Below are 26,438 nucleotides of genomic sequence, written 5' to 3'. Positions count from 1 at the left end.
CCGCCTCCGCCCCTCGAAACCCGCAAACCTTGAAGGCGTCGCGAGGACAGTGGTCTGCCATCCCTGTCATTCCACATCTCGGATTGGCGCATTGCGAAGGCCACGACTGACAGATCTTCAGCGCCTGCTTCCGAATCGCGCAGCACAATGACTTTCCAGAAAGCTGCGGGAATTTGCGCCGGACCTGCGGCTGGAATAGCGGAGGTGAGGCGCGGAGGCAGGTCCGTGAGAACGGGGTAATCGAGCACCGCTCCGTCCGCGAAGGCGACGGCGTGCAATGCGTCGGACAAGGTCGGGATAGGCACGACGAAATCGTCGCCGAGAAACTTCGGATCGTAGGGAATGATGAGTTCCGGTCGCGACATGGCCGTTCACCCCTGCAAGTTGATGCCCAGCGTCTGTGCCTGCAGGCGCAGCTTTCCGCAAAATTCCTCGACGGCCCGCTCGACGGTCGTCAGCGGAAGCCGAAGCTGCTGGGCCAGCGTGGACGGCGTCTGAAGCGACGGCCTCGAGCCGGATGCGAAATGGATCTTCTCGATGGTTCGCTGGAATTTCTCGTTCGGGGCGATCGGATAAATCGCCGCGGCGACGACCCGTTCCGCCTCGCTGACGAGGGGTGTCCCGCCGGGCTGCGGCTCGTCAGCTAATCCGGCAGCAATCCGGAACCAGTCGCGCAGGCGGTCATGGCGCAGCGCCGCGGCAACGAAATCGACGCCTTGCTCCGGAGTGAGAATCGCGCTGGTCTTGTCAGCCGGGGGCGCCGTCGTCGCGGACTCGTGCCCTGCAGAAATCCCGCGAATGCCGCGCCGCGCGACGCGCGCGGTGCTGCGCCTGGCAAGGAAGTCCTCCTGTGGAGGCGGGGCTGCCGCCTGCACTGCGGAAGACCCGGCAACGACTTGTTCTGCGCTCCACGCCATCGAAGCGCCGGCAGCGACGAGACCGCTCGAAATCCGATCCGCCAGCGATCCCTTGGGAACGATCCTGTTCGAATTCGCCGCAACCTGGCAAATCGTGCGCCAGCTGGCGAGCAGCATGGGAGGCAACGGAAGCTCCAGCGTGTCGTCGATCGGCTCGTTGCGCAGCAGGTTCAGTCGCAGCCTGAGGGCTTCGAGATCGGGATGCAGCAGGCCCGGCGGTAGCTGAAGCATCGCCGCGAGATTCTGGACCACCTCGGCAAGCGTGTCGATTTCGCCGGCATTGCTGCCGCGCAGCAGGTAGCCGGCATAGAAACCAAACATCGGGTTCTCGAACTTGCGGCGCAACAGGCTGCCGAATGCCTGGCCGCTCAAGGTTCGTCCGCCGACAAGCGAGGCTATGGCGTTCGCCTCCAGATCGCGCTGGTTGAAACTGGAATGGAAAGAGCCGCCGGCGCTGCACATGCGCAGCTGGGCGGTGCTGAAGTCGCAACGGCATTCGTCGCCGTACCATCTGGAGCGGCATGTTATCCGGATGCGCCAGCCCGGGCAGACCACAATCGGGGTCTCGAAGACCTGATCCCTGATCCCGGTCTCCAGCCGCACCCGGTAGTAGCCGGGAGCGACATCGAATTCCAGATCGGTGCTGTTTGAGCGGACCGACGACTGCCCCGGCGCTGCCGGCGCGCCGTCCTGCGTGAGCAATGAAAGACCGGCGATTCGATTGGACGCCGACGCCGGTTCATCAAGCGGATCGTGAACGCGCACGGTCAGCGAGGCCAGGTCCCGCGAAGCCGCGTCTTCAGCGGCATCCTCTACATCGACCGCCGACAGTGGCCGCGCCGTGGCAGTCACCACGACGGGGCTGGCCTGCTCGGGCGAAAGAACGACCAGCTTCTGCTCGACCGATTTTCCATCGCGAAATCCGACCTGGTAGACGCCGCGCGCCAACTCGATTTCGATTTCGCCGGAGTTGGTTGCCAGCGGAATTTTGCGAAATCGGCTGTCCGTCAGGAAAATCTCGGTGAGCGGCGTCGCCGGCTTGATTCGCAGCCGTAACTTCTCTTCAGAGTTCGACACTGATGGCCTCCCCCAGCACGGATACCGGCTTGGCTTCCCGGCCCGGGACGCGGAACGCGTAAAGGCTTGGCTTGAGAAACACCCTGAACGTAGCGGCCGCGACGGTCTCCACGGGAGGATTGAGCGCCGCAAGCGTTTCGCCGTCGAGCGTTTCGAAGACGGTGGCACCTCCAGACAGGGTGATGTTGACCGGGGTCAGACCTGCCGGCGGCGGGGCAACGGCGGGTTGCGCGGGCGCGACGGAACGGCGGAGACGTCCACCGCCCCGCGTCCGCGGGAGCGCGCGCTCCAATGCGGCAGCCGGTTCTGCTCCGGCCACTGCCGGAGGCGGGCCGCCCGGAGGGGGCGGCGGTGATGCGACGCGTCCGGCAACCGGCGCCGCCGACGGCCTGGACTTGAATACGATCAGGTTGTCCTCATCCAGGAAAAACTCCGGCGGCGTGTTGTTGTCCGGCGGAAGCAGACGCATGACGTGTTCCTTGACAATGCGCTTCAGCGATAGCGACGTGATCTGTCCGTCGTCGTCGAAAGCCGACCTGAGGCCCTGCAGCAACGCATACGAGAATACGCTTTGCCAGAGCTTTGGTTTGTTTTTCGGATCGGTTGGATGCGGAAGCTCCTGTTCCAGCGCCTTCTTGTCCCACTTCACGGCAAGGCCGTGTAGATACGTGGATTTCTTGTTCAGCGTCTCACCCGGCGGCGGCAGGTTGCAATAAACGCTGGCATTGACGCCCACGTCGCGGCAACAGGCCATGAAAAGCACCACCTCCTGAAACATCGGCTGCTTGCGGATGCGATCCGCCGCCATCCTGCCGCTCAGCACGCGCAGGGAATTGAGAAAGGAATTCGCCGCGATCAGGCTGCAGTCGTCGCCGTCGGCGGGGGCGACCCCATGGCCGGCCATGAACAGGTACAGCCTGCGGCCAACCGGGCGCACGCCCTCATCCCTCTTCTGATAGAAGGTCTGGAGGATCTGGTCTTCGATGACGTCCCGGCTCGGGGCGAAGGAACCATCCTCGGGCGAGGTGAACAGCGCGACGTGCGCCGGATCAAGACCGCCGCCATCGGGGTCGATCAGCCACTCGCGAAACAGCACGGCATCGTTCACCGCCCCGTTGAGCTGCCCTATACCCTGGTCGCTGCGGTAGCGATTGATGCCGACGACAACCGCATAATCATCGGGAGCCGGAAAAATCGCCGCCTGGTTTGTCGCCATGAGCGTCACATCACATGCAATGGATTGACCCAAAAAACTGGCATATCCGACCCGAAGTTCCAATTCGATAAAGCCAAACCGTTAGGCAAAAAAAGCGGCTGATGAAAATCCGAACGACAATATATCAGGAAATGACCGGTACCTCGGAGTGACTGCGCCCTGTTGCCCAGCCGATCGACATTCCGTGCTTTTCCGTCCATTGCCGGGCCCGTTTATTTGCTTCCAGATAGGCCTGCGCCGTCGAAGGCACCAGATAACCCATGACGAAGCCGAGGATCCCGAAACCGAAAATGCTGAGCGCGTAGACGTACCATTTGAGGTCTGGCGACGACATCTTGAACCAATCCAGCAGCGCGAGGAAGCCGAACACGAAGATGACCATCAGCGATGTCATGACCACGGCGAGGGTAATGCCGTCGAGCAGACGGCCCGTGCCATAGTCCAGCGACGCGCTGCGCAGCCGCACGTCGAGCAGAATGCTGAGAACGACGGTATTGACAAGGAAAACTCCGGCAAACAGCGAACTGGTAGCCAACGGATGACTGTGCGCCGGCCAGCCGGGACCAAGGTCAAGCGTGCTATAGGTCAAATACAGCCCTGCATTTCCGACCAGGTAGGAGACCAGGCCGAAAAATACGTAGGAGGGCCAGGGCAACGCGAACAGCGAGGGCCGGGCGAAGTTGGTCGATGCCTTCGGGAATACGGCAAGCAGCACCGACAGCGTAAGTCCGATGCCATGCGCCAGCGCAGCCTGCGTTGCAGTCCACGTACTCACCTTGAAGTGCGGGTCGGTGTTGGGCATGAAAAAGATCGGTACGACGGAGGTTGCGACGTCAACGGCAAAGATCACGACAAGCGGCCAAAGCGGCAAGGGACTGAGGAGGTCGATTTTATATCCGAAGTTCGCGATCAATTCGGTTCGGGCGCTGCGGCTGTTTACTCCCGATATGGCTGCTTCCGCCAGCAGCCGCTGGTATTTCTCGCGCAAATGTTCGCATTCCTGCGCAATGAAGTCGGAGACCTCCAGCGCCAGCTCGCCTGATCCCATACTGGACGGCGAGATATCGTCGGCTATGAGAAGCGCCCGCGCCGATCGCCGCAAAACCCGCCGGTAATGCTTTTCCAGATCGTCAAAAACCGCTTTCCGAAGCGCAAAAAACCGTTCGAAGCGCCGATCGCCGCGCAAGTCGCTAAAGCTGATGTGCAGCGAACAGATCTGCTGGATCATTGTCGCCGCTCCGACCGCAAGCACCTTGTTGTTGCTGGCGAGGGCATCCTCGATCAAACGCGGCGAAACGCCATACCGTTCGAGTTCGCCCGTTACTTCGGCGACCGCACGGTGAGAGATTTTAAGCGGCGACCGCGAGATGATGGCGGTCACGGTTTCCACCGTCTGCGGATAACGGGCGAGCGATTGCATCGCCGTGCGGACGGCGCCGGCTACATTGCGGCACAGTGGCAGGTGAGGAATGGCGAACACCGCGACAATCGCCGCTGGTACCGCAAGCGCCGCCGTGGCGAACAGGTCCTGACCCGGCATCCATATCAGGTAGAGCACCGCGACAAAGTTCAGCACCAGCAGATAGAACAACACGGCAATCGTCGCGTAAACCAGCAGCGCAAAATAGTATCGTTCCCGCAACACCGCATTGCGGATCTCGGAAATCCTGTAGGGTACGTGGAAATCCAGCACGCTGACGATCATAACGGCAACCGCGCCGAAACCGGTGGCGGTGAGATACTGGAAGTTGCTCATTGAGGTGCGTCCACCACGCCGACCCCGGTATCTATGAAGATTTCGCCGTTGAGACCCCGCATGTAGAGGACCGGCGAAATCCATTCGGCGGAGCGGCTCGCCTTCAGTTCAAGCCGGGTGTGGGCAAGCGCCGCCTGAATGGACCGGCTGTCGACAAGATAGGTGTAGAACGCATTGCTGAATGCGATGCCCATATTGTCGCTGATCTCGAACTGCATGGCGATCACGGCAGGAACGCCGCCCCGGATCAGCTCTTCAGCGACGCTGGAAAAAAGCATGCCCGGCTCGGATTTCGCTCCACTGCATGAATTAAGAATGACGAGGTTCGGAGTCCTTTCGAACTGACAGACAATCTGTCGCAGATCGTCCGCATAAAGCTCTATCCCCGCCGGTCCGCCGTCTTCCTGCACGACGATAAATCCCTTCTCTTCCCCGAGCCTGTGGCCGCCGTGCCCGATGAAATGAAAAATGTCCCACCGCTTGCCATCATCGCCCTTTATGAACCTCCGGGTGAGATCCCGCCCCTTTGCCGAAGGTATCCAGCACAATTTTACCCTTTTGCCGTCGTCGAGCGCTCCCAACGCATTCTTGATGGCCACCTGCTCGGCATCCACGTCGATCGAATCCAGCGCAATTCCGCTGAGAACCTTGGCACGCGCGGCCATGCCCAATATTCGAATTGGACTGCCCCCGCCCAGCGGGGTGTCGTCATCGTCGGCTTCGAGTGCTCGCATGAACGGGGTGTCTTGCGAGACCGTCACGTAAAACCCGTTCACCTGGTCAAACAGCGTCTCCCAAGGCACGTAGGACAGCCCGGGATGCGTGACCCGCAGTCGAATCGACAACGGCTGCTTGAGGACTTTTCTGGTGCTCGTATAGCATTCCTTGTAGAGTTCCAGCACGCGTCCTTGAAAAATGAAATCGAACAGCTGGCGGCCGACCTGCTTCACGCTGATCTCGTCGGCGCCGGCGGTCAGAGCTCCTGCGGCCGCAGCCAGAGCTCCCGCGGCCGCACGAAGTCTTGGGCCGGCATCATCGGCCGCGGCCGCCGCCGGGATGTTCTCGTGTTGCAGACGTAGCGGTGCCTCGGCGCTGCGTGCTACCGCGCTCTGAAGAATCTCGTCTTGCAGCTTGTCCAGCTTGTCGCGGAAGTCAGCGGGCAGCTTGCCGACTTCGGCCTCGCGCTCCTTGGAATTGAACTCGGCCAGCACACGGCAGCCGGCGGGGCTCTCTTCGATGGTTAGCTTGAGGACATGCCTCTCATTTGTCACTGCTGTGGCCCCTGGCCCGGTCCCGATCGCTGGCGTGAAATGAGCGCGGTCACCGCTTCTGCAATGATAGAATTGTACCACTACAGGCTGTGCGCGCAACACAATTGCAAGCGCCCCCGTCTGAATCTGGCTTGTGCGTCCGACCCTGGAACCGCGCCGAGCCCCGCTTCTGAGGATAGGTAAGCCACACTGGCGTACAGTGGCCAGTTTGAAGTTCAGGCTTTCAGCCCGCCGTTAGCGCGCGATACGAAAGTGTTTCCAAACGCGTCAATTGCAGCCTCTGCCGAGTATCGAAATGCATCGCCGGCCAGCAGGGCTCTTTACCTCATCTACGAACCCAGACGGCAGCGTCGGCCCGCTACACCGGAGTTCGGAATTTCCTGTACAGCTCCTGCACCGCCGACAGCGCCGCGTTGTTGAGCGGCAGGGTGACGGGCTCGCCGGATTCGGCGGACAGGTCGGCGGCAAGATAGGTTTCCATCACCCTTCGCGCGCTTTGCGGCGACACCATCGGCGCGATGTCGCGCAGCACGCATTCCAGGAAGTGCATGGTCTCGGGCGCCATCTGCCCGGCATAGACGTGATCGACCCATTCGCCCGGCATGGTCGACATCGGATATTGCGTGCCGTCTTTTAAGGTGTTGAGCCAGTTGGCGCGCTGGGTGTCGTCGAGGAATAGCGAGCCTTCGGTGCCGGTGATCTCGATCGTGGTGGCGCAGTAGTTCGGATAGCTCGGCGGCAGGTTCCAGCCGCCGCCGATCGACACCAGCACGCCGGTGTCCATGGTCACCGTGCTCCACATGATGTCATAGGAGCCGTTGACCTCTTTCATATAGCCGTAGGCGCCCTGCGAATACACCCGCACCGGCTTTGCCGGCTCCAGCAGCCAGAACACGAAATCCAGATCGTGCGTGGATTCCATCGCCGCCGGCGACAGCCGGCCGCGGCTGGCAATCTTCTTGCCGAGGCCGCGCGACAGATGCCGGCTCACCATCACCGACACGGGTTTGCCGAGCGTGCCGTCGGCGATCTTCTTCTTGGCGTAAGCGAGGCGGGGATTGAAGCGCTGTGAATAGCCGATGGTGAATTTGAGATTGCCGCGCTTGGCGATCTCGATCAGTTCATCCGCCTCGAACAGTTCGAGCGCGATCGGCTTTTCCAGCAGCACATGCTTGCCGGCTTTGAGGCAATCGCGCGCGATCGGATAATGGTTGGATTCCGGCGTGGTCGAGATATACACCACCTTGATGCGGTCGTTGCTGACGATGTCCAGATAATCTGATGTCGCGGTCGCCGCGTTGGTGAGCGCCTTCACCTCGGCAAGGCGGTCGGGCCTGATTTCGCAGATGTGCAGTCTGTCCACGAGCGAGGACCGCGCCAGCGTTTCCGCGCGTATGCCGCCGCACCAGCCCGTTCCAATCACCGCGACTTCGACCTGTTGCACGCTGGGGCCTTCCTGTTTTCGAGTTCGTCATACGCGGGCTTGACCCGCGTATCCATCCTCTTCGCAAGCCTCTTTCGCAACGGATGGATTGCCGGGTCAAGCCCGGCAATGACGAGGTGAGGGACCCCGTGTCCGGGACGCGGTGCGGCATTCTTCATGCCGCTCCGCAGAGCCGGGACCGTACCGACGCCGGAGCCGTTAGGGCGCAAACGCCACAAGAATTTTGATGGCCGACGTCTCAATTTATGGTTTTGGAGCTACAACGACGCGGAGGGTATCTGCGGGCAAAGTTTGGTCTAGTCCGACGGCAACGCCAGGTAAGCAAGTAAGAAATGCGCGAGCCAGTGTCCCCGCTGCAGTTGGATCATCCACAAATCCCGGCTTAGCATTGTCGTGGAGCGGTCCACGGGTGACGACTGTCACACCGGACGGTTGCCCGCCAACAGCCATCGCCGTAGGAAAGCTCATCATAAAGCGATCTTCGGTGGAGGGAGTGGCCGGAATGGGTTCCGGCAATTCAACTGACATCCTTCGATAAGGAGGGTTGCATATATCTGCCCGCCAAAAGTGTATCCATCGGCGGCGTCTCGTACATATGAGATTTTAACATGGGCCTTGGGGTGGCCGACTAGAGCCGAGGCGAAATTAGGCGTTAAAAAACGCGGCTGCACCTGCCTCCGCAATTCTTCCAACTTTAGTTCAGCCTCTTTCGTCCGCGCATCAAATTCAGCAGTGCGTTCGTGCGCGGTCGCGATCTCAGCGTTGGCTTTGGCAATATCTGCTTGTGCAGTTCCGAGTTCGGCCTTCGCCTTAGCTGTCTCTAGCTCAAGGCTGGCGGTTCTCCATTCGGTATGCTCTTCGCGAAGGGTTGTCGTTCGCCATTGCAACAGTAAGAACGCAATCGTTAGGCAAGCCCCCAACGCGGTAAGAACGCCCGCAGCCAACACCCCTTTCCATGAAATAGGATACCAATACTCAGCCCATTCCAACAGGGAAGGTTCAACGGGAGCCAAGGAAGATTTCCTGTTAATCTGGATCGCCATGATTTTGGTGGTATCGGCACCGACGGGCCTTAATAGGATTTGCCGGCTTTCTAATCTGGCGAATGAGACGACCACATTAAATTTCCTCCAACACTACCCCCTCAAGTTCCAAGGCCGCAAGGCCGGAGTTCGTTACGGCCCCAGCTCAACAGCGCACCGCTCCGTGAAGAGCTGCGCGCTGCGCTGCGTCCGGGGGACGGTTTTTGCGCCTCACTCCGCCGTGATGCTGATTTCGTCGATCACCGCTTTCCATTGCCGCAAGATCCCGGCCAGCGCGAACTGGCGCCAATCGCCTGATGGGTACAAATTGTAGAACCTGAAATAAAATCTACCAAGGCGAGCAAACAGCCATAGCAAAATATCTTTGCTGCGGGTATCACCTGCCCGCGTCTCGTTATCCTCACAACGAATGGCTGGGGTAACCTGACAGGAACGCGAGGATCAGACGTGGCGATCTGAAAATCTACCTTAACGCCGGCTGCCGCGCGCTCTGAACTGGACCGCCTTTTGCAACAGGCGCGCGAGACAGGTGTGACCGAAGAGGAGCTGTTCGAGCAGCGCATCAGCTTCATTTATGGCAACGCGCCCGAAAAGTTGGGCATCACCAACGAAACGGCTCGATCGGCCGCAAACCGCATTTCAATGCGACCCGCACCAGATAAGTAGAAAAAAGCGCGCTGCGCCGGCTCTTTTTTATGATTGTCCTCGAGGGCGATGATCGTCAGCTTTACAAACTCGTGCACGAAAAGAACCTTTCCCGGCAATACGCCTGCTGACCAACTGCATTGAGATCGGCCTTAAACAAGGCCACACCGCGTTTGACAAATACACTGTTTGGGCTCTGAACCACGTCGCCGTGGCAAATATTCTCAGTTCGGCGGTCCCTTCCGCGAAGAGCCCGTTTATGTGGGCGATCATCTTCTGCCGTACTTCAAGGAAGTACCAAAGTTGATGGATCGGTTCATATCGACCATCCATGAGAACTGGTTCAATTGGACCGCCACAGAAATTGCGGCCTATGGGCTCTGGCGATTGAACTGGATCCATCCTTTCATTGCAGGAATCGGCCGTACCGCGCGCCGCCTGCTATTATCTGCTTTGCGCCAGATTTGGAGGATTGTTGCCGGGGCCAAAAATTGTATCGGAACGCATCCGGGAAAACCGTCAGGGATACGTCGAGGGTCTGCGTGCCGCGGACCGCGCATGGCATGAAGGAAATTTGGATTTCTCCGCCCTTGAGGGATATCTAGCGCAGCTTTTGGAAGCGCAATTGCGGGACATGGATTGATCGCGCGGCAGCTTCGCGGCGGTTCAATCCGGGTGCAGGCCGTTGTCCTGGATCACCTTGGTCCACTTCGCGGTCTCGGCGTCCATGTACGCCTTGAACTCCTCCGGCGACTTGCTGGCGACCGCGATCACGCCGGCGTTGCGCATGCGGGCCTGGATCGCGGGCTCGGCCAGCACCTTGACGATCGCGGCGTGCAGTTTTTCCACGATTCGGCGCGGCGTGCCTGAGGGCACCAGCACGCCCTGCCAGGACGAGGTGACGAGGTTCTTCCAGCCGAGTTCGTGCATGGTCGGCACGTCGGGCAGCTCGGTCATGCGCTCGCGCGTGGTGACGGCGAGCGGCTTGACCTTGTTGTCCTTTACGAACGCCATTGCGGAAGCGATGGTGGTGAACATGATGTCGACATGTCCGCCGAGAATGTCCTGCACCGCAGGTCCCGCACCGCCCTTGTAGGGCACGTGCACCATGTCGAGCCCGGCGTCCTTGCGGAACACTTCCATCTCCAGCCGGTTCAGCGTGCTGCTGCCGGGCGTCGCGAAGCTGACCTTGCCCTGGTTCGCCTTCCCATAGGCGATCAGCTCGGCAACGCTATTGGCCGGAAAGTCCTGCCGGGTGATCAGGATGCTCGGGGTGTCGGCGCACATCGAAACCGGCGCGAGATCCTGATCGGGCTTGATACGCATGTTTATGTAGACGCCGGGGTTGATCGACAGCGTGCCGATGTTGCCGAGAAAGGCGGTGTAGCCGTCCGGCGCCGCGCGCGCCGCGACCTCGGTGCCGATCATGCCGGCGGCGCCGGGCCGGTTGTCGACCACGATCTGCTGGCGAAGGATTTCGCTGACGCCGGTCTGGATGGTGCGCGCGACGAAATCCGAAGCCCCGCCCGGCGCGAACGGCACGATCATGATCACCGGTCGGTTGGGATAGGAGCCGGCATCCTGCGCCGAGGCGACGGCGCCGAGGAGCAGCAGCAGTGTGGCGCCGAGCGCGGCGGTGATGGCGTTTTTGAAGCGCTGCCGTAATGCCATGGCTCGTTCCGTTCGGAATGCTCGTTCAGGGCAGGGATTATGACACTGGTTTTGCCGATAGCCAGCGGCGCTTCGGATGCGGGCGCGCGATTTCAAAGACGATGGATTGCCGGGTCAAGCCGGCAATGACGAGTGCGCGGGCTCCCCCATTTCCTCCTCCCGCAAAATCGACATAGTATGGGTTCCGTATGAGACCCGCCGGTTGCGAAATAAGGGATTTGGATCAACGTTATGCGTGATGCCCGAACTGAATTTGCGCAGCGAATGCGCGCGGCCTTCGCCGCAGCTTTCGCCGTGCTGATGGCTGTCTCATTGCACCCGCCCGCCGCCGCGCAGACCGCCGCAACGCCCGCGGTGCAATCCGGTCCCTCGGCCGCCGGGCTGTGGCAGAAGATCGAAGACGGCAAGCCGGATGGCTGGTTCCTGGTGGTCGATCGCGACGGCGTTTTTGAGGGCGCGATCGCCAAGATGTTCATGAAGTCAGGCGAAGACCCGAACCAGCTCTGCACCAAATGCACCGACGACCGCAAGAACCAGCCCTGGCTCGGGCTGTCCTTCATCCGCGACATGAAGCGCGACGGACTGAAATACGAGAACGGCAACGTGCTCGATCCGCGCGACGGAAAAATCTACAAGGCGAAGATGACGCTGAGCCCCGACGGCCAGCAACTGACCATGCGCGGCTATATGGGGTTTTCGCTGCTCGGCAAGGACGAGGTCTGGCACCGGCTGCCCGACACCGAGATCGCCACGCTCGATCCCGCGGTGATTGCAAAATACCTGCCGGCGCAGGCGCCGGCGATGAAGCCGCCCGCTGCTGCGCCGAAGGCCGCTCCCGCCAAGAAGAGCGCGACGCCGGTGACCGCGCCGACGCCGGCGCCCAAGCAATAGCTTCGTCGGATGGATGCGCCGGGCTTCGCCGCGCCGAAGGGGCTTTGGGCCCGCAGGCGGGCCAAGGCGCATGACGAGTTAAAAAGCCCGGGCCATGTGCCCGGGCTTTTCGCATCAGGTCCTACCAATGATGCCGGTGGCGCCAGTAGCGGTGGCGGTAGACGCGCGGTCCGCCGTAATAGGCGTAGGGACCGCCATAGTAAGCGGGGCGATAGTAGCGCGGCCCGTAATAGCCATAGCCGGGGCCGTAGTAGCCGTAGCCAGGGCCATAGGCGTACGACGGATAGGTGCTGGCCGCGAGGCCGGCGCCGATCACGCCCGCGGCGAGGCCGAAGCCAAGCGCGGGCCCGAAGCCGCGGCCGCGCGCTTCGGCCGGGGTTGGGGCCGTCACGGTGGCGGCGCCGAGGGCCGCGACGGTCGCCAGGGCGATTGCAGTTTTCTTCATTGTTCAGATCCTCCTCGAATTTCAACGCCCCTCGACAACGCGTGCGGTTTTCGTTGGTTGCGCGGAACTGCGGGCCTTGCGAAAATTTCATTTAGATGAACGAAGGCTGAAGCGGCGCAACCCGCCGTCATTGCGAGCCAACGGGTCGCGCGAACGCGCGCCCGATGACAGGCTCCGCGAAGCAATCCAGCGCCCCGGGCACAGACCGGATTGCTTCGTCGCAAGTGCTCTTCGCAATGACGAAAGGCAGATGTCAATCCGCGCTGCGCAGCCGCCGCATGGTGAATTCGATTTGATCGCCCGGCAGTTCGCGCCAGCTTTCGACCTTGCTCATGTAGCCGGCGGCCGGATAGCGGTCGAGAAATGCGCGCGCTTTGGCGCGCGCCGCGAGCCGCGGCAGCGTAAAGGTCTCGCGCACAAAACCGTCGTCCGGCTTGCGCCGCCCTGACATCCTGTCCGCCAGATCGCGCGGGCGCCTGTCCATTGCCGCAACTCCAACACATGACGACGGAGTTGATATAGGGCGGGGCGGGGAAGAATCCGAGTCTCCGCTCTCGTGCCCCGGACGCAGCGCAGCGCGTAGCACTTGCGAAGCGGTGCGCTGCAGAGCCGGGGCCCCGATTGCTTGCGACTTGAAAACCGGGGTCCCGGCTCTGCGAAGCGGCATGAAGAATGCCGCATCGCGTCCGGGACACGAGACCTACTGCTGCGCCGCCGGCTCCAGCGGCCGGATCATCGCCTCCGGCTCCACCGCGTCGAGCCGCAGCACCGCGGCGGCGGCCGGCACCGCGGCGTCGGCCATTGCGGCGTGGCCTTCGGCGGTCGGGTGCACCGCGCCGCCATAGACCGCCGACAGCACGCCCCAGGTGGCGTCGTGGATGTCGGCGGGCTGGCTCGAGGAGGGCAGCGCCTGCGGGTAGGTCATCGCCGCAAAATAGCTGTCATTGGCGTCGCGGATCCAGCGCGCGCGCGGCAGGTAGGCGCGATAGTCGCCGGCGCTGCGGCCGCACTGCATCGGCTGCGACGCCGCCGAGACGATGTCCGGATTGAAACTCTCGCCGCTGGCAAAGAAGCATTCGCGGTCGAATTCCGGATCGCTCTGCGCACGGGCGCAGAATCCGTGGGCGGCGAAGGCGGCCTGATGCGCATCGACATAGGTCATGCGGTCGCGCGCCGGATCGCGGCACAGCACGCCGCCGCCGCAGGTGACGATCGCCTTCAACTGCGGCAGGAATTCGCGCTGCACGTAGTTGGATACTATGGCGAGGCGCTGCGACTCGGCATTGAACGAGGGATGAATGTCGAAGCCGGCGCGGCCACCGGGGCAGGGCATGCCATCGGCCAGCGTCGGATTGGCATAAGCGACATAGACCACGCGCGTGAGGTCGCCGACCAGCGGCTTCAGCGCCTCGCGCAGCTTGCCGAAATCCTGCGGCAGGTCGCGCGCCAGCGCCGCGCGCGAATCCTGCACCGAGCCGATCACGCCGCTCTGGCGAAACAGCGTGCGCTCGGTGGCGTTGTCGACGATCACGTCGGCGACCAGGCCTGAAAAGTCGATGTCATTGGCGCCGATCGAGAGCAGCACCAGATCGAGCCTGCGCTCGGGCTGGCGCTTTTTCGCGGCGGCGACGGCCTCGCGCAATTCGGCGAGCTGGGCGTTGACCGTGCCGGCGCAACTGGCGGCGTTTTTCGCCGGCAGGCATTCCCGCGCGCGTTGTGCCGCAAACAGGCCTTCGGCGATGGTGGCGCCGGTGCAGGCCAGCGGCAGATAGGTCACCGCGATGTGCGGGTACTGCACGGCGAGCGCCAGCGCCGTGCGGGTCTGGTAGCTGTAGAGCGAGCGGTGGCAGGCATTGTTGAGCCACAGCGCGCTCTGGCGCTGCCAGTTCGCCAGCGTGTCCGGCGCCTCGCAGGCGCGCCCGCCCTTGTAGCCGGCGCGGCTCGGCCGGTAATATTGCGCAGCCGCGCTGCCGAGATAGGAGCGGAAGCAGAACCCTTCGTCCGACAGCGCGATGGCGCGGTCGGGGTTGCCTTCACCTGACGCGATGGAATCCCCGAGGCCCGCGATGAAGATGTCGCGCACGGCGATCTCGGCGGCGACGCGCTGCGGCGCTTCGGCGCCTGCGGAAACATCGACGCTGGCCGCGGTCGGCTTGCCGTAGCGGGCGCGCAGATTGACCGGCTCGTTGCAATCGAACGTCTGTTGCCGCGGCGGGCCGTCGCCATCGTCGAACGACCAGGCGCAGGTGGCGCCGACCGGAATGGCGCCGCTCAGCCGCACGGTGACCGGATGCTCTGATGGCGTCAGGTAGCTTTCGCGCACATTGTCGCGGTTGCAGGGTTCGCTAACGCGGCCGGAAAGGTCGATGCAGAGCCGGCTCACCATGTTGCGCGCCCAGCCGCGGCCGTCGCTCTGCTGCCCGAGTTTTTGCTCGGCTGCCAGCACCGTGCCGCCGCGCATGCTTTCGGCGTGCAGCAGGAAATCGCGCTCCTCGCGAAACAGCCGGAAGCGGTTGCGCACCTGCCATGAAATCTGCATCGAACCGTCGGTCACGCTCTGCGGGACCGGGGCGGGCGTGATCTGCACCGGGGCTGCAGGCGCCTGCGCATGCGCGGGCCGGGCGGCGAGCGCGCCGGACAGCAGCGCGGCCGCGATGACGGCGGGCATGAGGCGAATTCGGATCATGACGCGTTTGACGGCACAGATGGGGCGGAAATAAGAGGGTAAGGCCCCCTGCTCCGAAAGGATGAGGCATTCAATGAAGACTGCGGGGAAGGCTCATTGCCGAAGTCGCCGCGTAAAGGTAAGTTGTATTTATTAAGTAGATCAATTTTCGCGTTCATGCAGGTACGCACATTTAAGAGGTTTAACATGGCGAAGCGTTTGGAGATCATGGCAATATCGCTGTTCGCATTGACGCTCGGCGTATTTTTTTCGATGCACGCGCAAGCTCAGGACGCGCGCATCGCCATCATAGACTCGTCTGAGAACACCAAGCCGCATATCGCGAAACTCCACGAGTTGGGGGTACTCGCGATCGGACGATATTACGGCCGGTGCCGGCAGTGGCGTGGAAAGCGCATGATCGACAATCTGGACGAAATTAATGCCATCCTGGACGGTGGGCGCCTCGGTATCCTTTCCGTCTATCAGTTTCACAGCCAGGAAGAAAAATTCGATAACGACAGGTCTTCACTCGGGGTTAAGTCGGTGGATATCAGGCCGCGCATGGCCGACCCCAAAACCGTCAAAGACTTCAACGATTGCATCTCCCCCGCAAGGCCAAACACGATCGAGGAGGATGCGAGGCTCGACGGCTATGCTGCCGTCACGCAAGCCAGAGAAATCATCAAGCAACCGGCCGGGACGGCAATTTATTTCGGGGTAGATTTCAACCTCACCCCGGACAGACAGGCGAATGTCCTGAAATACTTCCGTATCGTAAACAAGATGGTTACAGATGCGGGATATGTCACGGGTGTCTACGGCAATGGTGCGATCAGCGACTTGCTGTACGGCGAAAACCCTGCCGGCGAAAAGCTGGTCAAGTATGTATGGCTAACTGCATCTTCCTCTCACGAGGGGAGCGCCAATACCTACAACGTTAAGCACTGGGATTTATTGCAAACAAAGGTCAACATCAGCTGGTCCGTCGCCGGTCAGCAAGTGCCGCTCGACACCAACATGCAGAACCCGAACACCACGGATGCTGGATTCTGGAACAGAAGCGGTTCGTTCGTCATTCCGAATGCGCGGAACGTTGCGGTTCACGGTCCGCGGCGCTTTGTATGTGAGGGGCGCCCTGTGGTTTTCAATGATGCGGGTCAATCCGTACCAAAGCCGGCCTGTACCACGACGTTCGGTATTACCGTCCGAACGTTCGAAATGAATACACCGAGGACATTGGTTCGAGTCGATTGCGACGAAGATGGCAATCCCGATGGGTGGATGAAGGTGAAGGATCTGTCCGCGAAGCGCCCGATTTGGGTAAATAATAGTGAACGACCAAGGACGCACTGCACTCAGTAATAGCGGATTCGGGCCCGTCGCGTCGACTCCATCGCGCTACCGTAGTGCGTCCGAAGAGGCGCGTACCTGCGGTTACGGAGCAGCGCTGTGGCTGGTGCACGATCCAACTGCATCATGACGCTGAACGATTGCCGTAGTTTAAGGCCGCCCGATGGCCGGCCCGGCGAGGCCCTCACAACGAAGTGATGACCCGGCGATCCATCGTCTTCACAGAAATCCTTTGAGAATAGATGGATGCGCAGGCCTACGCATTGCCGAAGGGGCTTCAGCCCCGGAGATGGGTCAAGCCCGCGCATCACGAAGTCTTTTGTGTTATGGCCGCGGCTCAGCAGCGCACCACGCCGCGAAGAGCGGCGCCATAGCGCGTCGAAGACGCGCGTAAACGCGCTTAGGGCGCTGCGTCCGGGGTACCAAGCGCGGCTTCCTGCGCGGCGAGCCGTTGAGCTATAGTGCTGGCGCGCTGCCTGCCGCAATTGGGAGAAACCGACAATGCCTGCCCTTGACACCGCCTTGATCGTTCTTGGCGGGGTCGCTTTGTTTGCGGCCTTTGTAAATGGCGCCATCGGTTATGGATTTTCGTCGCTCACGGTCCCGCTCGCGCTGGTGTTTTACGCCAATCGAGTGCTCAATCCGGCCGTCGTCCTGATCGAAGTGTTCCTTAATCTGTATGTCCTGTTCATCAATCGGGACGGCGTTCCGGCGGTATGGAAGCGGGTGCTTCCGATCCTGATCGGGCTCTTGCCCGGGATCGCGATCGGCGCCGCGGTTCTGGCCTCGCTGCAACCCGGCTGGATCAAGCTCGGCACCTACATCGTCATCCTGCCCCTCATCCTGGTGCAGGCAGCGGGCTGGCGCAGGCCGGTTCAATCGACATGGCTGATCGGTCTGCCATTCGGAACCGGGCTCGGAATCCTGTATTCGGTGACGACGATCTCGGGACCTCCGCTGGCGATCCTGTTCAACAACCAGGGCCTGGTCAAAAACGAGTTTCGCGCCGGCCTGGCACTGGTCCGCGTCGCCGAGTCGAGCGTGACCGCGCTGGTGTATTACCAACTCGGCCTGTTCATCGCCGAAAGCGCCAGCCTGCTGCTGGTGTTCATTCCGAGCGTCATAGTTGGCATCCCGCTCGGCGCCTATCTGATCCGGCGGCTGGATGCCGAGACGTTTCGCCGGATCTGCATGAGCTTCGATGCATGGGTGGTCGGCTTCGGCCTGTCGCGGGTGCTGATCGAGCTCGATCTGATGGAAAGCCCGTGGGCCTACAGCGTCATGGCGATCACCATTCTGATCGACTGCTATTTATTGTACGTGTTTTTCACGGGACAGAAAGCGGCCGCAAGACGCGCGGCCTGCGACACCGGTTGAACTGCGACGATGACGTCAACAGGCCAGGGCGTCGCGCAACTTGATTGATCGCAACGCTTGTAAAGCTGTTGAAAATCAACAATATTCGCGGCGCGGCCCCCTCCCTGGGGGCTTCGTCTTTTTTGGGAACCGTTTACGCGTAAGAACGTTTCTTCCGGTTTGGATGCAGATGGCCAAGCTTAAGCAAGACCAGGATCTTTTCGAGAGCGAGCGCAGTTTTCGGCTGCTGGTCGAGGGCGTTGCCGACTACGCGCTCTATATGCTCGACCCCGCAGGCGTTGTGACCAGCTGGAACATCGGCGGGCAGCGCATCAAAGGCTACCTGCCGCGGGAAATCGTCGGGCAGCATTTTTCGCGGTTTTACACCCCGGCCGACCAGAGCAACGGCAAGCCCGCGCGCGCCCTCGGCATCGCCAGGGAGCACGGCCGCTACGAAGAGGAAGGCTGGCGCGTCCGCAAGGACGGCACTTTCTTCTGGGCCAGCGTCGTCATCGACGCCATCAAGGAGGACGGCCGGCTGATCGGCTTTGCCAAGATCACGCGGGACATCACCGAGCGCCGCGAGGCCGCGCTCAAGCTGGAGCGCGTGCAGAAACAGCTCGCCGAATCCCAGAAGCTCGATGCGCTGGGGCAATTGACCGGCGGCGTCGCCCATGACTTCAACAACCTGCTGATGGTGATCGGCGGCAGCGCCCAGGTCCTGAAGAAATATGCCGGCGACGAAAAATCCCGGCGCGCCGTCGAAGCGATCGAATCGGCGGCGAGGCGGGGAGCTGGCCTGACCAGCCAGTTGCTGACCTTTGCCCGGCGGCAGAACGTCAATCCGCAGACCGTCAGCTTGAAAGAACGCATCGACGCCGTGCGTGAGGTTTTGAAAACGGGCGTAGGCGGTAGCATTCAACTCACCACCGAAGTGAAGAACGATGTGTGGCCGATCAGGGTCGACGTCTCCGAGCTTGAAACCGCTTTGATCAACCTTACCATCAACGCAAGGGACGCCATGCTCGACGGCGGCGCGATCAGCATCAGCGCCGAGAACGTCAGGCTGGACGACGAAGCGCACAAGGGAGACTTCGTGGCGATCCGCGTGTCAGACACCGGTACCGGGATTCCGCCGGACGTCTTGCAGAAAGTGTTCGACCCGTTCTTTACGACCAAGCCGGTCGGCAAGGGCACAGGCCTCGGCCTTTCCCAGGTGCACGGCTTTGCCTATCAGGCCGGCGGCCTGGTTGCGGTCGCCAGCGAACTGGGCAAGGGCACCACCGTCACCCTCTCGCTGCCGCGCGATAAATCCGGAATCCTACCGGCGAGGAGTCCCGGCGCTGAGTCTTCCGGCAGCGGCACCATCCTTCTGGTGGAGGATAATCCGGACGTGGCCGCGGCAAGCACCGGACTGCTCGAACAACTGGGCTACGCGGTGCGCTGGGTTTGCAATGCCGAGGAGGCGCTGGCCGAGATCGACGCCGACGGCATCGACCTGGTTTTCAGCGACATCGTCATGCCGGGCAGGATGGATGGTCTGGCGCTGGCGCAGGCCATCCGCGAAAAATACCCGCGGCTCCCGATCCTGCTGACGACCGGATACAGCGATACGCTGCGCAAAGTGTCGCTGGGCTTCCAGATCTTGAGGAAGCCGTATGAAATTCACGAATTGAGCCAGGCGCTGGCGAAGGTAACGGCGCGGTGGCGGGAACAGTAACGTTGCGTGCCCCGGACGCAGCGCAGCGCAGCACTTGCGGAGCGGTGCGCTGCAGAGTCGGGGCCCATTCACGTGCCGCGGCGCTTGTTAAGCATGGGTCCCGGTTCTGCGAAGCAGCGCTACGCGCTGCATCGCGCCCGGGACACGATCATTACTTCTTGCCGCCCGACATGTCTCCCGACATCATGCCGCCGGTCATTTGCCGCATGTGTTCGCCGGCATTGGTAAACTGGCTTCTCAGGAACTCCGACTGAATCTGCATCGCCTGCTGCAGGTCGGTGGCCTGAACCAGCTTGCGGGCGTGCTCGAACGCCGCCTTCATGTTCTGTTCGGTAAAGGACAGCGCCTGCTTCGATATCGTCGCGGTCGGCCCGGGCACTGCCGCGATCGATTTGTTGGCGGCGTCAAAGAACATCCGGAACGCCTGTTCGGTCTGCTCGATGGCCTTTTCCGTCAGATCGCGCAATTCGGCCGGGACTTCCAATTTGGGCTGCAACATGGCGTCATCCTCCAATCATGTGCCGCCTACGCTACTCCTACTAAAATGATCGCGGCAACCCCTTGTTCCGCATCGGCGCCGCCCGGGCCCTGCGTCTATCCGCCCGGCGCGCGGCCATGGTAGCCTCCGGCCCGCGTTCCTCTTCCGCGTGAAAGTGAATTCCAGATGGGCAAGATCCACAAGCTCAAGCCGTCCAAGACGCAGGCCGAACAGGCCGTGCGAACGCTGTTGTCATGGGCGGGGGACGATCCGGACCGCCAGGGTTTGAAGGATACGCCGGCGCGGGTGGCGCGCGCCTACAAGGAGTGGTTCAAGGGCTATGGCGAAGACCCCGAAGCGCTGCTGCGGCGGACCTTCGATGAAACCGGCGGCTACGATGAAATCGTCACGCTGCGCGACATCCCGTTCGAGTCGTTTTGCGAGCATCATCTCGCGCCGATTACCGGATTTGCCCATGTCGGCTACCTGCCGAACGGCCGCGTGGTGGGAATCTCCAAGCTGGCGCGCGTGGTGGACGCCTACGCCAAGCGCTTGCAAATCCAGGAGCGCCTGACCACGCAGATCGCCGACGTGGTCGACAAGGTGCTGCAGCCGCAGGGCGTCGCCGTCGTCATCAAGGCCACCCATGGCTGCATGACCACGCGCGGGGTGCACAAGCACGGCGTGACGCTGGTCACCAGCCGGATGCTGGGCGTATTCCGCGACAACGCCTCGACGCGCCACGAATTCATGACGGGGCTCGACATTTGAGGCGAGGCCTGACGCGCGCCGCGACGCCAGCCCGCCGCGGCGTCGGCCGGTTGACAGGATCGGCAAGGCGATAGACAATCCTCGGTTGAGCACGATCATTTTTCCGTCAGTTTACCAAGTTCATTTTCGAAACTCAGCTCGCAGACAAAAAACCTGTCGCTTATCGAGCGTAAGCTGCCGGCTCGCGCTTGAGTTTGCTAAAGCCCCAGGACAATTGAGCTTGGCGCCGTGTTTTAATGACCTGCCATTGTCGGAGTGAAATCTCATGCCGCTATCCAAAGGCTACGCCTGTCTCAAGGGACGTCCGGTCGGCAATCGTCTGGGGACCGGCAACAAGCCGCATTACCAGGTGCATATTTCAGCGAACGGCGTGCATCATCGCATCGCCGTCAATGTGCAGTCGAGCGACGGCAGCGAGGTTCAATATCTCGCGCGATCGCGCTTCGTCCATCCGATCACCGATGCGCTGTCCGGGCTTGCCCAGGGAAGAACCGATGTCGCATCGGCGCCCGGAGGCGTAGCGCTGGACTTCATTCGCGGCAACCTGGCGCAGCCGTGGGAGTTCGTGCCGCTTCCGATGTCGGCAGCCGGTGCCGACAACGATCTCAACGAAAAGCTCGACAGCTACGTGCAACGCGCGATGGCGGATGAAAGCGCGATGGTATATGCCTTCGGCGAACCCTGGGGTCCCGAACCGGACAAGGCGGATAACTATTTCGGCTTCCTGCCGGGCAGGGGCATTCATGACATTCATATGAACCAGGGCAACCCGCCGGGGCAGTTCTTCGGGGACAATGGGCCCTGGCAGGATGGCGGACTGATCTTTGAATTTCCGCTCCAGCAGCAATGGTCCGCTGTTTTCCTAAAATTCCAGAGCCAGGCCTGGCACTCCGGCGATACGGACGGCGGACCGATCCTGCCGACCGACCCGGACTTTCCGGATCAACCGCACACGCCGATCGATCCCGACACGGTCCCGCCATTGTCGACGCCCGATGGCCTCGTCCGCATCATCGCGGCTTACGTCAATGACGTGCGCTCGCCGGAGCGGGAAACGGTGATGCTGCTCAATACCGCGGATGTTCCGGTCAGCCTCGAGGGCTGGATGATCGCCGACAAGCAAAAAAACAAGATGGAGCTTTCAGGCTCGATCGCCGCGGGAGCAGCGCTGGTGGTGCCGGTGGTCGCGCCGGTGGCCTTGTCGAACAAGGGAGGAATCATCACCTTGCTGGATAATAACGGCGTCAAGGTGCACGGCGTCTCCTACACCAAATCGCAGGCACGGCAGCCGGGACGAACGATTCCGTTCCAGACGTGATGCGTCGCCGACTGGCGTCATGCGCGGGCTCGACCCGCGCATCCATCATCTTCGCATGATTCTTTCGAAGAGGATGGATTGCCGGGTCAAGCCCGGCAATGACGACTCAGTCGGGCCTAGCGCCGCGCGCGGCGCTTGGCGATCTGCGTCACGGTGCCGGATAGCGGCGCGGCCTCTGCCTCTGCTTCGGCCTCGCGCCCTCTCTGCCATGGCTTCACCACGTTGAGCCATAATTCGCGCATCCCAAGGATGGTGATGGCGAACATGAACGGGATCACGAAATACAGCATGCGATAGAGCAGCAGCGTCGCAACGAGATGCTCGCGGGTGAACTGCGGCAGCGCCACCAGCATCGCGGCGTCGAACACGCCGAGGCTGCCCGGCGCGTGGCTGGCGAAGCCGAGTAGCGTCGCCAGGATGAACACCACCGCCACCGAGACGAAATCGATGTCGGGATGCACCGGCATCAACAGATAGAACGCCAGCGCGCAAAATCCGAGATCGGCGACGCCTATACCGATCTGCAGCAGCGTCAGCCGCGCCGACGGCAGCACCACCTTCCAGCCGTGCTGGCCGAGTTGGCGGCGTCCCTTGCCGGTGAAGATCCAGACCAGATAGGCCGCGATGCCGGCGAGGCAGCCGAGCGCGATCAGCCGGTTGACGGACGGCGGCAGCAGGTCCATGGCGCTTGCCGCCCAGGGATGCCAGGCCATCCCGATCCCGAGCACGAACAAATTGCCGAGCCAGAAGGTCAGGCCGGAGAGAAAGCAGATTTTTGCGACGTCGATCGCGGTCAGTCCGTAATCCGAATAGATGCGGAAGCGGATCGCGCCGCCGGTGAACACGGTGGCGCCGACGTTGTGGCCGATGACGTAGCTGGTGAAGCTCGACAGCGCCGCAATCCGGTAGGGCACGTGTTTCTTGCCGATGGTTTTCAGCGCAAAGAAATCGTAGAAGGTCAGCGTGCAGAACGAGGCGACGACGCACAGCGCTGCGAGCCCGATCTGCAGCAGCGGCTTTTCCGCCAGCGCAACCAGCACCAGGCCGGTGTCGACGCCCTTCAGGGTTTGGACCAGCGTGGTGATAGCGATGCCGATGATGAGCAGGCTCGCGGCGATCCCGAGCCGCTTCCACCCGATCCATTCGTTAAAGCCACGCTTGAGCGTGGTCAGCAGCCGATGCATTCATCCTCCCGGCAGAGACGCAGGCGATTGAGGGCGACCGCCGCCAATCGCGTTTGAAGCAAGTTCCTTAAGGCAAGAAACCCGCGTTGTGCAGCCCTTGACTTTGACGTCTTAAGCGCTGGTGCCGTGCGTTGTCGCATGGCTTCACGTCGCGCGAGGCTTGTTCGATGTGATCCATATAAGCGAAACGTCAGGTGTTCCACCGCGAACAGGTCGGATTTTCCAGGAACAACTTTTGCCGTGGCCGGTTAGCGAGACATCCGTAATCGAACAGTCGGGCGCGCTAGATCATGGCGGCGCCGTTTGTTCCCGAAATTCAAGGAACCCCAGCCATGGGCCTGTTTACCAAAGATATCAAAACCATGAACGACTTGTTCGTGCATCAGTTGCAGGACATCTATTATGCCGAGCAGCAGCTCGTGAAGGCACTGCCGAAAATGGCCGCCAAGGCTACCGACAAGCAGCTCAAGCAGGGCTTTCTCACGCATCTGGATGAGACCAAGATCCATGTGCAGCGGCTGGAACAGGTGTTTCAGATGCACGGCGCCGAGATCAAGGCGGTAACGTGCCCCGCGATCGACGGCATCATCAAGGAAGCCAACGAGACCGCCGGCGAAGTCGAAGACACAAAGGTGCTCGACGCCGCTTTGATCAACGCGGCGCAGGCCACCGAGCATTACGAGATCGCGCGTTACGGCAGCCTGATCGCCTGGGCGCGGCAGCTCGGCCGCAACGATTGCGCCAGCGTGCTGCAAAAAACGCTGGACGAGGAAAAGGCCACCGACCAGAAGCTCACCTCGCTGGCCGAAGGCAAGGTCAACCTCAAGGCTGCAAGCTGACGGATACAGCCTGTCATCGGGCGCGCGTTCGCGCGACCCGTTGGCTCGCAATGACGGGTTCCATGCGTCGCGCGGGCAACTGCGCGGGTTTTGCGTTCCACCGTTGCCTAAATTTTGGCGCGCGAAAATCATCCGGCTGCACCGTCCATACGGAACATCTTTCGCGATTCGGGCGTTCGATTCCAGGCGAGCCACAGGAGCCCATGATGTCCTTTTCCATGCCCTCATATTTCCTTGGAGTGGGAACCGTGGTCGGCGCGCTGGCGCTCGGCTTCGGCGGCGGAATCGTGCTCACCAAAACCGCCATCAAGGACAGCAGCGGTCCTAGCCGGATGGAACGCGCGGCGCGTTCGGAACCGGCCAATGCCGCGCCGCAGGTCACCGAAGCCAAAGCGGTGCCGGTGCCGCGCGCGGATCAGGCTGGCGTGGCTCCGCCAATCGCCGAGCCGGTTCGGCAGATTGAGAGCCATCCAGTGCAGGCCGCGGTCGAGCCGCGACCTGCCGCGGAGCCAAAACCCGTTGTGGAGGCAAGGCCGGAGCCGGCCCGCATCGCAGAGCCGGTCCGGCAGATAGACATCTCGAAGGCGGCCGAACAGCCGATTCAGCAGGCCGATGCGCCGAAGCAGATGCAGGCCGATGCGCCGAAGCAGATCGAGCCGCCGGCAAGACAGGCCGAAGCCAGGCAAGTCGAGCAGAAGGAATCCGAGCAGCGCAACGCCGAACGCGAGCAGCGCCGGGCGGAGCAGCGCCGGATCGAGCGCGAGAAGCGCAACGCCGAGCGCGAACGCAAGGCACGATCGGTGATCATCGTCCGGCGTCAGCGGCCGGTGGAAGAACCGGATCAGTTTGCGCGGTCCGAACTCGCCTTCGAACGCGAAGAGCCGCGGCCCAACCTGTTCGAAGGCCTGTTCGGCCGCCCGGCCGGCGAGAGCAGGGACTGATCCGCTGCGCGTCCTGGGCACGATGCAGCGCGAAGCGATGCTTCCCAGAACCGGGACGCATGCTTTCTGACGACAAGCTGGTTGGGCTCCGGCTCTGCAGCGCACCGCAAGAGCGCTGCGCTGCGTCCGGGGCACGCAGCCGGATTGCCCGGCGTGCTTGCTAGTCTACATGAGCGAACGTAGGTCGGCGCTTCCTTGGTCGAAGGCTTCACGTCTTCGGCCTCGGCCACCAAGCGTCGCATCGTGGGATTCGCTTTCGAAGAAGATCAGGACGTTGCAACCGTGGCGAATGACGCCTTCCCGTTGTCACCCCCGCGCCGCCATCGCCCGCAAATCCGGCGCGGCGGCGCCGCGCTGCATCAGCAAGAGATCGAGCGAGGGCGGCGGGCGCCTGGTGCAAATCGACAGGATGGTATGGGCCTGGCCGCGGTGATGGGTCTGGTGGTTGAACAAATGCGCGAGAATATCGCTTCGCCCCTGTTCATACTCCTTGCCCGAAATCGTCCTGTATTTTTGCAGCCCGTCCAGCGCGGCTTCGTCGAGCGCGGCGACGTAGCGGACGATGCGGTCGTCTTCGTCGGCGCGCGCGGTCGCCAGCGCGCCGCGGTCATCGTAAATAATGGCGTTGAGCTCGTTCGGATGCTCGCCTTCGCCGGTCAGCCGCTTCAGCCACAGCCGGTCGGTGAGCAGCAGATGATTGAGCGTGCCGTGCATGCTCTTGAAGAACGCGCCGACATCGCGCCGGTAGTCGGCATCGCTCAAGTTCAACGCCGCCTCGTACAGCCGGGCATTGGCCCAGCGGTTATGGGCGGCGCGCTGCGTGAAATAGGCTTTCATCGGCCATCTCCGTCAATGTCTCTCCGGCGATTGGACGGCGGTTCAAATGCGCGTCGGCTCCGGAGAGCGTTACCACATTTTCTGCGTCGTCCCCGCGCACATTTTCTGCGTCGTTCCCGCGACCCATACGCCGTGCCGTTGATGTTCAGGAACAACGTTGCATCGTCCATCTGCAATCAAAAGCGCCAGGGGTTATGGGTCCCCGCCTGCGCGGGGACGACTCGGGGAAAGTTGATTGCAGAACAACTGTACGAAAGGTAATCCCGGCAAGAGCGCCCGGCGCAAGTCGCCGCGACGGTCGCTCGATGGAGGTTCTTGCATATGCGCCGCAAGCGTCTGCGCCTCGGGCGCAAGGCTGCGAGTCGCTGTTCACGAAATTGTGAATGTATGCCTATCCAACACCCCAAAACCTGCCTTATCCTGCTCGCGTCCTGTCCGATGAGGGGCCGCTTTCTAGAAGCGATCCTTCAGCGGACAGAGCGAGAGCTGGCCGGACCGGGGCCCCGGAACGGTCGATGGCCTGGTTGGTGGAGCGCCGGGAGGCGCTGCGCCTAGCCTTGGGCGCGCGCGGTGCCTTGCCGCGCGAGGTGGGTACGTTAA

Annotated in this window: 23 protein-coding genes and 1 pseudogene; 10 read left to right on the top strand and 14 right to left on the bottom strand. The window is 62.0% G+C overall.

The features are described 5' to 3' along the window. Positions 1-371: 371 nt before the first annotated feature. From VGP39_RS18400 to VGP39_RS18370, 7 genes are all read right to left on the bottom strand, one after another. Positions 372-1,994 (bottom strand): hypothetical protein, encoded by a 1,623-nt coding sequence (locus tag VGP39_RS18400; protein ID WP_327569525.1) that lies wholly within the window; start codon positions 1,992-1,994, stop codon positions 372-374. Then, positions 1,981-3,102: a hypothetical protein gene (locus tag VGP39_RS18395; RefSeq protein WP_327569524.1), complete on the bottom strand. Its 1,122-nt coding sequence runs from the start codon at positions 3,100-3,102 to the stop codon at positions 1,981-1,983. Before VGP39_RS18395 ends, VGP39_RS18400 begins: the two co-directional genes overlap by 14 nt. Positions 3,103-3,334: 232 nt before the next feature. Beyond that, complete coding sequence (locus tag VGP39_RS18390; RefSeq protein ID WP_327569523.1) at positions 3,335-5,050, bottom strand: hypothetical protein; 1,716 nt, start codon at positions 5,048-5,050, stop codon at positions 3,335-3,337. Beyond that, positions 4,963-6,177 carry a CHAT domain-containing protein gene (locus VGP39_RS18385; protein ID WP_327569522.1) on the bottom strand — a complete coding sequence of 405 codons (1,215 nt, stop codon included), beginning with the start codon at positions 6,175-6,177 and terminating at the stop codon, positions 4,963-4,965. The genes VGP39_RS18390 and VGP39_RS18385 overlap by 88 nt, the downstream gene beginning before the upstream one ends. Positions 6,178-6,595: 418 nt before the next feature. Further along, positions 6,596-7,681, bottom strand: a complete 1,086-nt coding sequence (locus VGP39_RS18380; protein WP_327569521.1) for a Gfo/Idh/MocA family oxidoreductase — start codon at positions 7,679-7,681, stop codon at positions 6,596-6,598. Positions 7,682-8,148: 467 nt separating this feature from the next. After that, positions 8,149-8,799, bottom strand: a complete 651-nt coding sequence (locus VGP39_RS18375) for a hypothetical protein (RefSeq protein ID WP_327569520.1) — start codon at positions 8,797-8,799, stop codon at positions 8,149-8,151. A gap of 497 nt (positions 8,800-9,296) precedes the next feature. Next, positions 9,297-9,467, bottom strand: a complete 171-nt coding sequence (locus VGP39_RS18370) for a hypothetical protein (RefSeq protein WP_327569519.1) — start codon at positions 9,465-9,467, stop codon at positions 9,297-9,299. A gap of 163 nt (positions 9,468-9,630) precedes the next feature. Between VGP39_RS18370 and VGP39_RS18365 the strand changes: the two are divergent. Continuing rightward, positions 9,631-9,756, top strand: a pseudogene (locus tag VGP39_RS18365) (cell filamentation protein Fic); the annotation flags it as partial. A 22-nt stretch (positions 9,757-9,778) separates the two neighbouring features. After that, positions 9,779-10,012 (top strand): hypothetical protein, encoded by a 234-nt coding sequence (locus VGP39_RS18360; RefSeq protein WP_327569542.1) that lies wholly within the window; start codon positions 9,779-9,781, stop codon positions 10,010-10,012. A gap of 23 nt (positions 10,013-10,035) precedes the next feature. On the opposite strand, the gene VGP39_RS18355 is transcribed toward VGP39_RS18360, so the two are convergent. After that, positions 10,036-11,040, bottom strand: a complete 1,005-nt coding sequence (locus VGP39_RS18355; protein WP_327569518.1) for a tripartite tricarboxylate transporter substrate binding protein — start codon at positions 11,038-11,040, stop codon at positions 10,036-10,038. Between the two features lie 264 nt (positions 11,041-11,304). On the opposite strand from VGP39_RS18355, the gene VGP39_RS18350 reads away from it, so the two are divergent. Then, positions 11,305-11,931 carry a DUF2147 domain-containing protein gene (locus VGP39_RS18350; protein WP_414644722.1) on the top strand — a complete coding sequence of 209 codons (627 nt, stop codon included), beginning with the start codon at positions 11,305-11,307 and terminating at the stop codon, positions 11,929-11,931. A gap of 121 nt (positions 11,932-12,052) precedes the next feature. Here VGP39_RS18350 and VGP39_RS18345 read toward each other — a convergent pair whose 3' ends face one another. The 3 genes from VGP39_RS18345 to VGP39_RS18335 form a co-directional block, all read right to left on the bottom strand. After that, on the bottom strand, positions 12,053-12,376 hold the full coding sequence (locus VGP39_RS18345) for a hypothetical protein (RefSeq protein ID WP_327569517.1): 324 nt from the start codon (positions 12,374-12,376) through the stop codon (positions 12,053-12,055). Between the two features lie 253 nt (positions 12,377-12,629). Next, on the bottom strand, positions 12,630-12,860 hold the full coding sequence (locus tag VGP39_RS18340) for a hypothetical protein (protein WP_327569516.1): 231 nt from the start codon (positions 12,858-12,860) through the stop codon (positions 12,630-12,632). A 216-nt stretch (positions 12,861-13,076) separates the two neighbouring features. Then, positions 13,077-15,062: a hypothetical protein gene (locus tag VGP39_RS18335; RefSeq protein ID WP_414644719.1), complete on the bottom strand. Its 1,986-nt coding sequence runs from the start codon at positions 15,060-15,062 to the stop codon at positions 13,077-13,079. A gap of 186 nt (positions 15,063-15,248) precedes the next feature. On the opposite strand from VGP39_RS18335, the gene VGP39_RS18330 reads away from it, so the two are divergent. The 3 genes from VGP39_RS18330 to VGP39_RS18320 all read left to right on the top strand — a co-directional run bounded on the left by VGP39_RS18330 (position 15,249) and on the right by VGP39_RS18320 (position 19,470). Next, the gene (locus VGP39_RS18330; RefSeq protein ID WP_327569515.1) at positions 15,249-16,406 is read left to right on the top strand and encodes a glycoside hydrolase domain-containing protein; all 1,158 of its coding nucleotides are present in this window, start codon (positions 15,249-15,251) and stop codon (positions 16,404-16,406) included. 489 nt (positions 16,407-16,895) lie between these two features. Further along, positions 16,896-17,771: a sulfite exporter TauE/SafE family protein gene (locus VGP39_RS18325; protein WP_327569514.1), complete on the top strand. Its 876-nt coding sequence runs from the start codon at positions 16,896-16,898 to the stop codon at positions 17,769-17,771. 169 nt (positions 17,772-17,940) lie between these two features. Beyond that, positions 17,941-19,470, top strand: a complete 1,530-nt coding sequence (locus VGP39_RS18320) for an ATP-binding protein (protein ID WP_327569513.1) — start codon at positions 17,941-17,943, stop codon at positions 19,468-19,470. A gap of 151 nt (positions 19,471-19,621) precedes the next feature. Here VGP39_RS18320 and VGP39_RS18315 read toward each other — a convergent pair whose 3' ends face one another. Further along, positions 19,622-19,969 carry a phasin gene (locus VGP39_RS18315; protein ID WP_327569512.1) on the bottom strand — a complete coding sequence of 116 codons (348 nt, stop codon included), beginning with the start codon at positions 19,967-19,969 and terminating at the stop codon, positions 19,622-19,624. Positions 19,970-20,134: 165 nt separating this feature from the next. Between VGP39_RS18315 and folE the strand changes: the two genes are divergently transcribed. Beyond that, the gene (gene folE / locus VGP39_RS18310) at positions 20,135-20,719 is read left to right on the top strand and encodes a GTP cyclohydrolase I FolE (protein WP_327569511.1); all 585 of its coding nucleotides are present in this window, start codon (positions 20,135-20,137) and stop codon (positions 20,717-20,719) included. Positions 20,720-20,984: 265 nt separating this feature from the next. After that, positions 20,985-22,037 (top strand): DUF2278 family protein, encoded by a 1,053-nt coding sequence (locus VGP39_RS18305; RefSeq protein ID WP_327569510.1) that lies wholly within the window; start codon positions 20,985-20,987, stop codon positions 22,035-22,037. Positions 22,038-22,153: 116 nt separating this feature from the next. Here the strand turns inward: VGP39_RS18305 and VGP39_RS18300 are convergent, their stop codons facing one another. Then, the gene (locus VGP39_RS18300; RefSeq protein ID WP_327569509.1) at positions 22,154-23,221 is read right to left on the bottom strand and encodes a UPF0104 family protein; all 1,068 of its coding nucleotides are present in this window, start codon (positions 23,219-23,221) and stop codon (positions 22,154-22,156) included. A gap of 332 nt (positions 23,222-23,553) precedes the next feature. Between VGP39_RS18300 and VGP39_RS18295 the strand changes: the two genes are divergently transcribed. Together VGP39_RS18295 and VGP39_RS18290 are read left to right on the top strand one after the other, a co-directional pair. Next, the gene (locus VGP39_RS18295) at positions 23,554-24,060 is read left to right on the top strand and encodes a ferritin-like domain-containing protein (RefSeq protein WP_327569508.1); all 507 of its coding nucleotides are present in this window, start codon (positions 23,554-23,556) and stop codon (positions 24,058-24,060) included. Between the two features lie 206 nt (positions 24,061-24,266). After that, positions 24,267-25,001, top strand: a complete 735-nt coding sequence (locus VGP39_RS18290) for a hypothetical protein (protein ID WP_327569507.1) — start codon at positions 24,267-24,269, stop codon at positions 24,999-25,001. Between the two features lie 306 nt (positions 25,002-25,307). Here the strand turns inward: VGP39_RS18290 and VGP39_RS18285 are convergent, their stop codons facing one another. Continuing rightward, positions 25,308-25,838 carry a DinB family protein gene (locus tag VGP39_RS18285; protein ID WP_327569506.1) on the bottom strand — a complete coding sequence of 177 codons (531 nt, stop codon included), beginning with the start codon at positions 25,836-25,838 and terminating at the stop codon, positions 25,308-25,310. Positions 25,839-26,438: the final 600 nt, after the last annotated feature.

Source organism: Bradyrhizobium sp. (assembly GCF_036009065.1).
Taxonomy (GTDB): domain Bacteria; phylum Pseudomonadota; class Alphaproteobacteria; order Rhizobiales; family Xanthobacteraceae; genus Bradyrhizobium.
The sequence above is the reverse complement of the archived record's forward strand: the minus strand, read 5'-3'. Positions and strand labels throughout refer to the sequence as shown.

Excerpts from the sequence above, each read along its gene's own strand:
- VGP39_RS18325 (WP_327569514.1), top strand. The coding sequence starts at position 16,896 with ATGCCTGCCCTTGACACCGCCTTGATCGTTCTTGGCGGGGTCGCTTTG.
- folE (WP_327569511.1), top strand. The coding sequence starts at position 20,135 with ATGGGCAAGATCCACAAGCTCAAGCCGTCCAAGACGCAGGCCGAACAG.
- VGP39_RS18295 (WP_327569508.1), top strand. The coding sequence starts at position 23,554 with ATGGGCCTGTTTACCAAAGATATCAAAACCATGAACGACTTGTTCGTG.
- VGP39_RS18320 (WP_327569513.1), top strand. The coding sequence starts at position 17,941 with ATGGCCAAGCTTAAGCAAGACCAGGATCTTTTCGAGAGCGAGCGCAGT.
- VGP39_RS18290 (WP_327569507.1), top strand. The coding sequence starts at position 24,267 with ATGTCCTTTTCCATGCCCTCATATTTCCTTGGAGTGGGAACCGTGGTC.
- VGP39_RS18305 (WP_327569510.1), top strand. The coding sequence starts at position 20,985 with ATGCCGCTATCCAAAGGCTACGCCTGTCTCAAGGGACGTCCGGTCGGC.
- VGP39_RS18355 (WP_327569518.1), bottom strand. The coding sequence starts at position 11,040 with ATGGCATTACGGCAGCGCTTCAAAAACGCCATCACCGCCGCGCTCGGC.
- VGP39_RS18335 (WP_414644719.1), bottom strand. The coding sequence starts at position 15,062 with ATGATCCGAATTCGCCTCATGCCCGCCGTCATCGCGGCCGCGCTGCTG.
- VGP39_RS18315 (WP_327569512.1), bottom strand. The coding sequence starts at position 19,969 with ATGTTGCAGCCCAAATTGGAAGTCCCGGCCGAATTGCGCGATCTGACG.
- VGP39_RS18345 (WP_327569517.1), bottom strand. The coding sequence starts at position 12,376 with ATGAAGAAAACTGCAATCGCCCTGGCGACCGTCGCGGCCCTCGGCGCC.
- VGP39_RS18330 (WP_327569515.1), top strand. The coding sequence starts at position 15,249 with ATGGCGAAGCGTTTGGAGATCATGGCAATATCGCTGTTCGCATTGACG.
- VGP39_RS18300 (WP_327569509.1), bottom strand. The coding sequence starts at position 23,221 with ATGCATCGGCTGCTGACCACGCTCAAGCGTGGCTTTAACGAATGGATC.
- VGP39_RS18340 (WP_327569516.1), bottom strand. The coding sequence starts at position 12,860 with ATGGACAGGCGCCCGCGCGATCTGGCGGACAGGATGTCAGGGCGGCGC.
- VGP39_RS18390 (WP_327569523.1), bottom strand. The coding sequence starts at position 5,050 with ATGGATTTCGCCGGTCCTCTACATGCGGGGTCTCAACGGCGAAATCTT.
- VGP39_RS18285 (WP_327569506.1), bottom strand. The coding sequence starts at position 25,838 with ATGAAAGCCTATTTCACGCAGCGCGCCGCCCATAACCGCTGGGCCAAT.
- VGP39_RS18350 (WP_414644722.1), top strand. The coding sequence starts at position 11,305 with ATGCGCGCGGCCTTCGCCGCAGCTTTCGCCGTGCTGATGGCTGTCTCA.